We start from the raw sequence: 12,306 nt of genomic DNA on the forward strand, positions 1-12,306 counted from the left end.
ACCTCTTCCCTTCCCGAACAGAGTAGTTAAGCCCGCCTGCGCAGATGGTACTGCAATTATGTGGGAGAGTATGTCGTCGCCTTTCTTTTGAAAAACCCTATTCCTATCGGAATGGGGTTTTTTGTTTGTAACTACGACGTGTTTGTCCTTCGGACTCCTTCGTCACCTTCCTTTTAGTTTGCAATGGTTTGAATTTACTGTCTATTTTTTATTTTGTTAATTACGCGAATAGAGGATAATTATACGTAAATATCTATTTTTTTAAATCTTCTATTAATTAGTTTTGGGAAATATAATAATAGTCTTTGGAAATAGATGCTATTTTATATCTACCAAAAAAACAAATTTTTTAACCAAAATTAATTATGAAGAAAGTTTTCAAAAAAACCTTGTTTATTTCTGCATTCTTGTTAGTATGTAGCATAATGCAAGCTCAATCTGTTACCGGGAAGGTAGCTGATTCTGATGGACCTTTACCAGGTGTAAATGTTGCTGTCCAAAACTCAAAAATTGGAGCAACCACTGATTTTGATGGTAAGTTCACCTTGAACAATTTACCTAAAGATGCCGTTTTAACTGTAAGTTACCTTGGGTACGCTACTCAAAAAATTACTTTAAATGGCAAAAATGAAATTAATATTATCCTTGTTTCTGACAAAGTTGATTTGAAAGAAGTAGTAGTTGTTGGTTTCGGATCTACTAAAAAGAAGGATATAACGGGTGCAATTGCTGTTGTGACTTCAAAAGAATTTGAAGGAAGAGCTAATACAGGAATAGGAAATGCCCTTGAAGGTAAAGTTGCTGGAGTTCAAATAACAAAACCTTCAGGACAACCACAAGCTGGTTATACGATTAGAGTTAGGGGAACATCAACTATTACAGCTGGAGCTGAGCCTTTGTATATTTTAGATGGTATTCCAACAACTTCAATAGACGAAATCAGTCCATCGGATATTGAATCAATGACAGTACTTAAAGACGCATCCTCGGCAGCGATTTACGGGGCTAATGGATCTAATGGAGTTATCCTTATTACTACAAAAAGAGGAGGAAATCAAAAAACTAAAGTAACATTAGATGCTTATACTTCGTCTTCAACGGTGTCTAAAAAATTAGATGTTTTGGATGCAACTCAATATAAAGCTTTAATGACTGAAATGGGTCAGACTACTGATTGGACTCAATATCCATATAATAATAATTGGCAAGATAGAGTTTTAAGAACAGCTCTATCTAAAAATTATTCATTAGGAGTATCTGGTGGAGACGAAAAAACGAATTATTATCTTTCAGGAACTTATCTTGATCAAGAAGGTGTTGTTATGACTAATAAAGTGGAAAGATATACCTTTAAATTGAATTTGGATCACAAAGTAAGCAAATCAGTAAAAGTTGGGTCAAGCATTGGTTACAGCAAATGGAAAGATGTTGATGTAAATGAAGCTGGAAAGTTTGGAGTAATTTTAAATTCAATAACAGGTGCTCCAGTGACTGATGTTTACAATGCTGATGGAACCTTTTCAATAAATCCATTTATTCCGGATCTTGAAAGTCCTGTTGCCTTAGTTTTAAAAAATGATCACGCTTATCAAAATTATAAATTTAACGGGAATGTGTATACAGAAATCGCCTTTTTAAAAGACTTGAAATTCAAATCTATGTTTGGGTTTGAACAATTAAATAGCACTTATAATTCTTGGGTTGATCCCTATACAAGCAGAGAAGGAAGAGGATTTAAGGGTATGGCATCTTTATCTAAAGATCAAACTTCTTTTTGGAATTTTGAAAACACACTTACTTATGCAAAATCATTCAACAAACACAATTTTAATGCTTTAGTGGGTCATATTGCATCGGAAAAGGATTATTCATCTGCTTCTATAAGTGCCAGAAATTTTGGCTCAGCTGCAGTGCATACCGTAAATGCAGGAGCAGTAAGAACATCTGGATTTTCAGCAGGACCTAAAGAAATTAGAGAAGCTGTAATTGGAAGATTAAATTATAGCTATGAAGACAAATATTTAATGACCGGTAATTTCCGTGCTGATGCTTATTCAGGATTTGGAGAAAAAAACAGATGGGGTTATTTCCCTTCGTTTTCAGGAGGTTGGAGAATTTCAAAAGAAGACTTCTTTAGTGGTGTAAGCGCAATAAATGATTTGAAATTGAGAGCAGGTTGGGGTATAGTAGGAAATAGTCAAGTTGATGGTTACGCTCACTTTGGTCAGGTAAATCCTGGGGCTCCTTATGTTATAGGTGGTTTAGTTGTACCGGGTTCAAATCCTTCAACACTTGAAAGTTCTGATCTTAAATGGGAAAAAACCGAGCAAACTAATATTGGTCTTGATGTTTCATTGTTGAAAAATCGTTTGTCTTTGACAACTGACTATTACATCAAGAAAACAAGTGATATGTTGCTTAAAAAAATAATTCCTTCCAGTACTGGATTTTCAACAGCACAATTAAATGTTGGAGCAATGGAAAACAAGGGTTTTGAGTTTTCGGTAAGTTCTAAAAACTTAGAAAACGAATTAAAATGGAATACTGATTTTAATATTTCATTTAATAAAAGTAAAATCACGAGTCTTCCAGGAGGTAGCATACAATTAGGACAGCTTAATAACGATGGTCGAGGTTTAGTTGCCATTGCACAAGAAGGACAGCCATTAGGGACTTTTTATGGTTATGTTTCTGAAGGAGTTGATCCAGCAACAGGAAATATCAAATATAAAGATATTGATGCTAGCGGTGATTTAAGTGACGGTGACAAAACTATTATTGGTAATGCAAATCCTAAATACACTTTTGGTTTAGCAAATGATTTTAAATATAAAAACTGGTCGTTCAATATCTTCTTCCAAGGAGTTCAAGGAAATGACATTTTTAATGCCACTCGAATTGATACAGAAGGAATGTATAATGCAAACAATCAATTGACTACTGTTTTAAATCGCTGGACTACGGCAGGTCAAATCACTGATATGCCAAGAGCAGATTTTGCAGGAACTAACAATGTTCTAGTTTCTTCAAGATATGTAGAAGATGGCTCTTATGTAAGATTGAAATCATTGACTTTAGGCTACGATTTTCCTGAAAATTTGGTAAGCAAATTAAGTATGAGTAAGGTGCGTTTCTATTTAACGGCCGAAAATCTATTTACTTGGACTAAATATTCAGGATTAGACCCAGAACTTAGTATTTACGGAAGAAGCAATGATAACTCTTTAAAGAACATTGCACCAGGGATAGATTACGGAACCTACCCACAAACTAGAGATATTATTTTTGGTTTAAACCTTTCTTTTTAATCACATAAAATAAAACAGTATGAAAAATATATATAATAAATTAAGGATAGTAGGTTGTTCTTTGATAGTTGTTGCACTTTCTTCGTGTAGTTCAGACTTCTTGAATGTAGCTCCTACATCTACCCTTACAACAGGTAACGCCTATAATTCGGCTCAAGACCTTAGTAATGCACTAAATGGTGCCTATAGAACTTTTTATGAAGAATATTATCAATGGGATAACGTCCTTTTAGGAGATGTTCGTTCTGATAATTCTTATAATGCCAATGGAGATTCTCCTATTGACGCTTATGATCAACTAAATATTACAACAAGTAACAATAGGATGATGGCTAACTGGAGTCAGTTATATACTGGAATAGCCCGCGCCAATATTATTTTAGAAAAAATAAAAAGTGTTAATGATCCGGAATTAGATAAAAATAATCTAAGAGAAAATATCATTGGACAAGCAAGTTTTTTGCGTGCTTTTCACTATTTTCAATTAGTAAGAAATTATGGTGGTGTGCCAATTGAGCTTCATTCTAATTCAACTGACCCTGCAACAATCAATCTAGCTCGTTCAACTGAAAAAGAAGTTTATGATCAAATTGATGCTGACCTTCAAATTGCATTGGCAAACTTGCCAGATTCTTATGCAGGTGGTGCAAGCGAAAACAAAGTTAGAGCTACTAAAGGAGCCGCAAATGCTTTGTTAGCTAAAATTTGGGCACAAAGAAGCGATAGAGATTATACGAAAGTATTAAAATATTGTAACGATGTAATTAATAGTCCTGCAGGCTATGGCTTGGTTACCAATTATGCCGACCTTTTTGATGGAGATCATTATTTCAATAAAGAATCAATATTAGAAGTTTCTTTTCAAGGAGGCAACTGGGATGTTTCTAACTGGGGAGTTCAATTGTTTTTGGCACCAGAAGATGGATGGCAAAAATATGCTACTCCTTCTAAAAATTTAATTGCTGCTTATGATGCTCAAGGCGATGTGATTCGTAAAGACGCTAGTGTTGTTTTTTGGGATAACCTTGACTGGGCTGACGAAAACTGGAATCCTTGTGGAGACAAAACAATTGCAGTTCCGTTTCCTTATAAAGAAAAACACGCTGATGGATGGAATAGTGGTGATCATCCTTATCTTTTGCGTTTGGATGACATTATTTTGTTGAAAGCTGAAGCTCAAAACGAATTGAATGATCTACCAGGAGCATTATTAACAATAAAACAAATTCGTGACAGAGTTAGTTTACCTATTCTTACAGCTTCTTCTAAAGCAGATATGAAAACTAAAATCTTAAACGAAAGAAGATTAGAGTTAGCTTTTGAAGGCGAACGTTGGTATGATTTAGTTCGGGCTGGTGTTTGTACAACAGTAATGAACTCTTTAAATGAAGTTAAATATACTTGTGGCGGTGGAACTGCAAGTGCTCCTATTAGCATTAGCTACAACTGTACAGATGCTAAATGGTTATGTCCGATACCTCAATTAGAAAGAGATACGAATCCTAATCTAACTCAAAACCCTGGATATTAGTAATTTTATAATAAATGTTTGATTAAGTTTTTTTAATTATTGAATACTTCGGGGATTTTCTTCGAAGTATTCTTTATTTTTATTCAATCCTAAAAATGTTTGTATGAACAGTAAAAAAATATCTTTTTTAAGTTTTTTTATTCTGGTTGTTCTGTTTTCTTGTTCCAGCAGTTCTAGTCAAAATAATCCACTTCCTGTTATTCCTCCAGTTGATAATACACCTCAACCTGTACTTACCGGCAAAATGGTCTATCATAGTTATTCTTGTTATGGTTGCAACGATTCGAAAATATTTCTTTATAATTTTAGCACTGATGTAAGAACGGTATTGAGTCAAAACTGGAATATTACAAACCCAATGAATGCCCATTTTTCGCCCGACGGGAAAAAGATTGTGTTTATGGGAATTTCCCAATCCAATAACAGTTGGGATGTTTTTATTTATACTTTAGGAACTAATGTTCAGCCAACGAACCTTACACAAAATTCTTTGGGAAGAGATGAAGATCCAAAATTTTCCCCTGATGGTTCTAAAATTGTTTTCAAACAAAACGGAGTATTAAAAGAAATGGATACCACAGGAAATATTTTGAGAACTTTTGTCGTTTCAAATAATGAAGCTTCAATGCCCTACTATACTTCTGATGGTAATAGTATTGTGTATGCTGGAAGTGAATCTAATAATTCTACCGCGGACATTATTAAATATTCGATTTCAGATGGTACCACACAGTTATTAGCCTCGTCAGTAAATATTAACGAATATTATCCAATCGTGATTGATATTAATACTTTTTTATTTTCTCGTTCGAGCGGTAGTGATCAAGTTTATTTGGGTTATTTTAATGGAGCAACATCTATTAAACTTCCTTTTAATGAATCAGGTGCAGATTTTTCGGATGCTTATCCAGTTGATAGTCATACTGTATTGCTTTCTAGTACTAAAACGGGTGGAAGAGGAGAATATGATTTGTATTTAGCTGATATAATTAGTGGTAAAAAATGGTCGTTAAATCTTTATAATCCTTACATTAACAGCCCCAATAATGAATTGGGAGGATGTTACTCTCCTTTGTAAAACACAAAAATTAACTTTATGAAACGTTTCGTAATAATTATAGTATTATTTATAAATTCAATTTTTGCATTTTCACAGAAGACACCTTCTTTTGATATAAATAATTTGCAAATCAATTGGGAATTGATTGCAAATAATTACAAAAATGAAGAAAAAGTCCTAACCTCTTTTAAGTTTACAAACACAGGCAAAACTTTTTTTCCAGCTTCAGGATGGTCGATTTATTTTAACTATAGCCGCAATACCACTCCAACTCCAAACTCAAAGGATTTTATTATTACTCACATTAATGGTGATATTAGTCTGCTTAGACCTACTTCAAATTTCAAAGGCTTAAAGCCTAATCAGAGTGTGGATTTTTCATTTCTTTCCAACGGAAAGATTTTAAATTTCACTTATGCTCCCGCTGGGTTATATATTGTTTGGGACGCAAATTCCGATAAAGGATACAGTATCAAAAACTATATTATGAAACCCATTGTGGATAGTTCTGTTAATTATGTAACACCTGAAATCACTTACAATAACAACAAATCTATCGAAGATATTTCAATTGAAAGTTTGCCAAAAATATTTCCTTCTCCAAAATATTTCAAACAAAATTCAGGAAATTTTATTTTGGATAATAGTGTCAACATTCAATCAGACTCTCAATTTTCAAGCGAAGCGAATTATCTTTCAAATGAATTAAGTAAAATTCTTGAAGGAACTATTGCTGTAAATTCAAACGCCAATGGTGCAAAACAAATTATTTTAAAGAAAGCAGATTTAGCCAAAGAAGAATATATTCTTGACATTCAATCTAATAAAATTGAAATTTCGGCTTCATCAGGTAGCGGAATTTTCTACGGAATTCAATCCTTAAAATCGCTTTTGTCGGCTGATTCTTGGAAGAAAAAATCAGCATCAATAACTATTTCTAACTGCATTGTAAAAGACGAACCTCGATTTGAATATAGAGGTCTTATGTTTGATGTGGCGCGAAATTTCCAAACTAAAGAAACTATTTTCAAGATTCTTGACGCAATGTCATTGTATAAAATGAACCGTTTTCATTTTCACTTTAGTGATGATGAAGGTTGGCGAATTGAAATTTCATCCTTGCCAGAATTGACCAAAGTTGGTGGAAAACGTGGGTTTACATTAGACAGCAAAGAATTTTTGCCATCTTCTTACGGAGGCAGTCCAGAAACAGGAGTTTATCCTGGAAGCGGTTATTATTCGCGACAGGATTTCATTGAAATATTAAAATATGCCACCGAAAGGCATATTCAGGTAATTCCGGAAATCGAATCGCCAGGACACAGTCGCGCAGCAATCAAAGCGATGGATGCCCGATATAATAAATTTATGAAATTAGGCAATCAGCAAGAGGCAGAACGCTATTTACTCAGAGATTTAAACGACAAATCCGTTCATTCTTCTGCGCAATTATGGACAGATAATATTATGTGTGTGGCTTTGCCATCGACCTATACTTTTATGGAAAAAGTATTTGACGACATTTTGGAGATGTATAAAGAAGCTAATGCCCCTATTGAAACGATTCATCTTGGTGGAGACGAAGTGCCTTCGGGAACTTGGAAACTTTCGCCTTTGTGCAACAAACTAATTGCTGATGATGATAAATTGAATTCAACAGATGATCTTTGGTATTATTATTTTGACAAGATGGAAAAAATTGCTTCAAATCACAATCTTACAGTTTCTGGCTGGGAAGAAATTGCAATGAGAAAAACAGTCTTGGATGGCAAAAAAAGTTACATTCCCAATCCTGATTTTGCCAATAAAGGATTTCGGGCTTATGTTTGGAATAATGGAATAGGTTGGGGTTCGGAGGATTTGCCCTATAAATTAGCCAATTCAGGTTATAAAGTGGTGCTTTCCTGCGTGAGCAATTTGTACTTTGATTTGGCTTACGAAAAAGCACCTGATGAACTCGGATATAATTGGGCTGGATTTAATAATATCGATAAACCTTTCTATTTTATCCCTTTCGATTATTACAAAAACACTAAGGAAGACGCTGAAGGAAACGCAATAGATTCTAAATTATTCAACCAAAAAGAGCGTTTGACTGATTATGGAAAATCGAATATTCTTGGAATTCAAGGACAGCTTTTTAGCGAAAATGTTAGATCTACCCAAATATTGGAATACTTATTATATCCAAAATTATTAGCATTGGCCGAACGTTCTTGGGCACAAAATCCTGCTTGGGCAACAGAATCAGATAAAAAGAAAAGCGAAATATTGTACAACAAAGATTGGTCAACATTTGTAAATGTTCTTGGTAAAAAAGAAATGCCACGTTTAGATTATTATTTAGGCGGATTTGGTTATCGAATTCCTCCAGTTGGAGCAATTATCGAAAACGGGAAAGTGAGTGCTAATATTCAAATCCCTGGATTTACAATTCGATATACAACCGATGGTTCTGAGCCAACAATTAATAGCGAAATTTACAAAATGCCTATTGCTACAAAAGGTAAAATTACGCTCTGTGCATTTTCTAGTAATGGAAAAAAAGGAAAATTAACGATGGTAGAAAACAAATAATTTAGGAATCTATAACTTTATTGATTTTCAATAGAGACCTAACAGGTTTTAAAAACCTGTTAGGTCTAATCCGAAGCATATCAGTACTTTATTCTAACTATTGATTTGCATAAATAATTACGACTTATTTAGCATTATCTTTTCTAAATTGTAGAGGTGTGCAGCCATTGATTTGTTTGAATAATCTTGAGAGGTTTTTATTGTCAGTGAATCCCGATTCGATAGCAATTTCGTTAATTGATTTTTCTGATTCCAAAAGTTTATTCGAAAATTTTTCGATACGTAACTGGCATATGTATTTGTAAACCGCAGATCCTGTCACTTCAAGAAACCTCTTTTCAAGTGCTCTTCTTGAGATGGATACTTTTTTCAAAACATCAATTACATTGATGTTATTTTCAATATTTTGATGAATAAAATTTAATGCTTTCGCAATTTGTTTGTCAGTTGTAGCACAAATATCTGTCGATTGTCTCGTGTAAACCATAGTTGGATTCACGAAAATATCATAAGGTTTTTGGTCTTTGTTCTCTATTAACTGCTGCATTAATTTTGCAGTTTCATAACCGCCTTTTTCAACATCGAGACCAATACTAGATAAAGGTGGGTCAGATAAATTACAAGTAAGCTCATCATTATCAACTCCCAAAACCGAAATTTCTTCAGGAATTTTTATTTTAGAATGGTTACATGCTCCGGTGATATATTGGGCTCTTTCATCGTCACAGGCCATAATGGCAATTGGTTTTGGTAAGGAAGTAAGCCATTTACTCAGTGCTGATGGTTTGTAATACCATAGTTCTCGCGAGAGGATTTTGTTAGGTTGAAAAAAATGTACTTTTCCGCCATGTTTTACCACGGAATCTTCGAATCCTTCAGCTCTTTCACGAGACCAAACAATGTCATTAAAACCATAAAAAGCGAAATTTTTATAACCTTTATTGATGAAGTATTTTGCCCCCATTTGTCCCGTTTCAAAATAAGGACCAGTAATATTTGGAAACTCAGTGAAGCGTTCTTTAAAATCTTCGACAATAACAGGAATCTTAGTTTCTAATAGTTTTTTTATGTCAGATGTATTGTATAATTGAGCAATAATTCCATCCGCTTTCCATTCTTTGGCAAACTTTATTAGATTATTCATACTCAAATCTTCCCTATAATGAGATGGCATTCTGCAGAATATCCATGGGCCATTTTCTTTCGAATATTTAGTTACGCCTTTTAGAAGACTTTTTCCATAATCTTCAGAAATATCGATAAGCAATATTATTTTATACATTCTTTTATCAAGTTTTGGATTACCAAAGTTACTTAATAAATTTTCATCTAAAAACATCCTTTTTTTATTACTAATGATTTATCCTTTCGAATACTAATTCTGGTTCATTTGTGGTGATAAAATTAAAACCATTCTGAATTAGCCAGTCTATATCCTCAGCATTATTTACAGTCCAAGCATTTAAGGTTCTGTTGTTTTTCTTTGCCTCGTTTATCCACTCTGGATGATCTTTGAATGAAGGAAAATAATAATCAGCACCACTAATTCCGTCTTTTGTTAGTTGTTCAAACGATTTGTCATCCTCTAGATACTGTGTGGAAGCTTTAGGATTTAACTCTTTTATTTTTTTAAGAATGTCATAATCAAAGCTAATAAACACAACCATTTCTTGTGCTTTGAGTTCCTGAACTAATTGAGCTACTTTTGTGGCAATACTAATTCCTCTTTCTTTATTTATTCCAGATGGTTTTATTTCGCAGACTAATCTTGTCGCCTTATTATTTTCAATTCCTGCTAAAACATACTCTCTTAAAGTGGGTAATTTTTCACCATTTGATAATTTTAAAGTGACTAATTCAGCATAATTTGCCTTTTCTATTTCAAGATTATTGTAATGAGGGTCGTGATTAATGACTAATGAATCGTCGGCAGTCATTCGAACATCAAATTCTGATCCAGCACATTTTAATGCAATGGCTTGTTTAAGGGAAGCAATGGAGTTTTGGGGAAGGTTGTTCTTCTTCCAAGCGCCACGATGAGCAATTACTAGATTGTTATGAAAACTAATTGTACTTGTAGTTTTTTTCGTTACTGATGAACAACTCAATAGTAAAACAGCAATCAGGAAGCTTAGTATTTTTTTCATCTATTAATATAATTTAAAACACTTTAAATTATTCTATTGTATTCTTTTGCTCGTCAATATTCCAACCTGAAATAACCAGTTGTGGCTTGCTGTTTGAAATCAAATTTTTAGGAATACTACATTTGATTATCCTTTTTTCATTTGGTAAAACACTCACGAAATTATCATCCCAAAAAACAGGAAAAAGGGTATTGCCATTATTATCAACAACTTTTAAATTAATAAAAAAGGCCATTTTCGAATTGGTGTTTTCCAATGTAACATTCAATATCTCGTTATTGCCTTGAATTTTTTTGGAATAGGTTGTTGCAATTTCTGATTTTGGTAAATCATTCAATTTGGTAAAATCGGCATATTCTTTCAAAGGCGTATTTCCCCAGAAAGTTTTGTCCCAGTCAAAAACATCTTTTTTGTTGGACAGCCAATAAAAATTAGTGGCCATTTGATTTCCATTTGCATCAAACAATTTCAAATCAAGAAAAACATTTTCTGGATATTTGTCCATTTTAAATATGGACTGAGAAGTTATCGATTCGATATTAAATTCTACAATTTCTTTCTTCAATAAATTAGAATTAAAGTCAAAAACTGAAATTTGTGCTTTTAGATTTTTTTCTGGATTTAAAGATTCGTTTACGGCAACAATTTTATTATTGGCATAATCATAAATCAATTGGTTAATATTATTGGCTTTTCGAGTAGCATAATAACTAGAAGTTGGCAATAAATAATAATCATACAATTGCCAGTAAAATGATGGCCAAGCAGAGTTTAACATCCATTGAATTATACCAGTCGATTGTGGAATTCTTGCACGAAAACCCTCAAACATTCCGCTCATGGCTTCATATCCCAGTGCGTCTGATTTTATTAAATAATCGTTCAAATCTTTGGCTTTCCCGTAACGATTTTCTAAATTAAGCGTATTGACATCTAGGTTTTTAAACGCCTCTCTCGAATGGGTGCAATGAAAATCCCAGTCGCCATTTATTGGCCAAAGCTTGTCTTCAGGAATCATTTTTTTGATGCTTTCCAATGAAGGAATCGCAGCTCCAGGAGAAGTTTCGGTGTTGAAACCAAAAGCGCCTCCGTTTTTAGTGTCTTCAAACCAATAATTAGGAGAGACATATTCATAAGGGCCATTCATTTTCACACCAACAGGACCGCTAACTTCACTGGTTCTGGTTCCTGCAGTCAGTAAATAAGGGCGATTGTCAATTTTTTTAATCAGGTTTTTATATTTGATTTCCAATTCAGGTTTTGGTAGTTTATCACTTCCTAAAAACCAAACAAAAATACTTGGATGGTTTCTTAACCAATAAATTTGATCTGTCAAAGATTTAAGCGCAAGATTGACATCAGCTTCTGTTTGGATGCCACCAAAAGCATCACAAGGTTTTCCCAAATATTCTTCCCATTCCCATTGACAACTCCAGCCCACCATTGCCATAATCCCGTATTTGTCGCATAAATCATAGATTTCTTGTGATGTTCCCCAAATACTTTCGAATCGCAAAGTATTCAAGTTCATATGTTTTACATATTGCAACTGGGTGTCTAAACTCTGTTTTGTGTCACGGAGGAAAATATCGTCAGTCCAACCGGCTCCTTTGATTACTATTTTCTTGCCGTTAAGTATAAATCCTTTGTGTCCCTCTGGAGTAAAATAAGTGTCAATTTCTC

General features: G+C 33.6%; 7 protein-coding genes and 1 rRNA gene. 5 read left to right on the forward strand and 3 right to left on the reverse strand.

Going from position 1 to position 12,306, the window contains the following annotated elements:
- The 5 genes from rrf to PHC28_RS08920 all read left to right on the forward strand — a co-directional run.
- A 5S ribosomal RNA gene (gene rrf / locus PHC28_RS08900) occupies nucleotides 1-85 on the forward strand; the annotation flags it as partial.
- Nucleotides 86-365: 280 nt separating this feature from the next.
- A complete protein-coding gene (locus PHC28_RS08905) occupies nucleotides 366-3,308 on the forward strand; it encodes a TonB-dependent receptor (RefSeq protein ID WP_300098924.1) in 2,943 nt (980 codons plus the stop codon).
- A gap of 19 nt (nucleotides 3,309-3,327) precedes the next feature.
- Nucleotides 3,328-4,839, forward strand: a complete 1,512-nt coding sequence (locus PHC28_RS08910; RefSeq protein ID WP_300098927.1) for a RagB/SusD family nutrient uptake outer membrane protein — start codon at nucleotides 3,328-3,330, stop codon at nucleotides 4,837-4,839.
- Between the two features lie 103 nt (nucleotides 4,840-4,942).
- Nucleotides 4,943-5,917: a hypothetical protein gene (locus PHC28_RS08915; RefSeq protein ID WP_300098930.1), complete on the forward strand. Its 975-nt coding sequence runs from the start codon at nucleotides 4,943-4,945 to the stop codon at nucleotides 5,915-5,917.
- A gap of 18 nt (nucleotides 5,918-5,935) precedes the next feature.
- A complete protein-coding gene (locus PHC28_RS08920) occupies nucleotides 5,936-8,476 on the forward strand; it encodes a family 20 glycosylhydrolase (RefSeq protein ID WP_300098933.1) in 2,541 nt (846 codons plus the stop codon).
- 124 nt (nucleotides 8,477-8,600) lie between these two features.
- Here the strand turns inward: PHC28_RS08920 and PHC28_RS08925 are convergent, their stop codons facing one another.
- From PHC28_RS08925 to PHC28_RS08935, 3 genes are all read right to left on the reverse strand, one after another.
- Nucleotides 8,601-9,758: a DNA-binding transcriptional regulator gene (locus PHC28_RS08925; RefSeq protein WP_300098936.1), complete on the reverse strand. Its 1,158-nt coding sequence runs from the start codon at nucleotides 9,756-9,758 to the stop codon at nucleotides 8,601-8,603.
- A 70-nt stretch (nucleotides 9,759-9,828) separates the two neighbouring features.
- Nucleotides 9,829-10,623 (reverse strand): glycerophosphodiester phosphodiesterase family protein, encoded by a 795-nt coding sequence (locus PHC28_RS08930; RefSeq protein WP_300098939.1) that lies wholly within the window; start codon nucleotides 10,621-10,623, stop codon nucleotides 9,829-9,831.
- A gap of 28 nt (nucleotides 10,624-10,651) precedes the next feature.
- The coding region (locus PHC28_RS08935; RefSeq protein WP_300098942.1) for a glycoside hydrolase family 2 TIM barrel-domain containing protein at nucleotides 10,652-12,306 on the reverse strand (1,655 nt) is incomplete at its 5' end.

Origin of the sequence: Flavobacterium sp., assembly GCF_028712645.1 — a bacterium.
Taxonomy (GTDB): Bacteria; Bacteroidota; Bacteroidia; order Flavobacteriales; family Flavobacteriaceae; genus Flavobacterium.

What these genes read in the sequence shown, in the direction of transcription:
- PHC28_RS08905 (WP_300098924.1), top strand. Translation starts at nt 366, where the DNA reads ATGAAGAAAGTTTTCAAAAAAACCTTGTTTATTTCTGCATTCTTGTTA.
- PHC28_RS08910 (WP_300098927.1), top strand. Translation starts at nt 3,328, where the DNA reads ATGAAAAATATATATAATAAATTAAGGATAGTAGGTTGTTCTTTGATA.
- PHC28_RS08915 (WP_300098930.1), top strand. Translation starts at nt 4,943, where the DNA reads ATGAACAGTAAAAAAATATCTTTTTTAAGTTTTTTTATTCTGGTTGTT.
- PHC28_RS08920 (WP_300098933.1), top strand. Translation starts at nt 5,936, where the DNA reads ATGAAACGTTTCGTAATAATTATAGTATTATTTATAAATTCAATTTTT.
- PHC28_RS08925 (WP_300098936.1), bottom strand. Translation starts at nt 9,758, where the DNA reads ATGTATAAAATAATATTGCTTATCGATATTTCTGAAGATTATGGAAAA.
- PHC28_RS08930 (WP_300098939.1), bottom strand. Translation starts at nt 10,623, where the DNA reads ATGAAAAAAATACTAAGCTTCCTGATTGCTGTTTTACTATTGAGTTGT.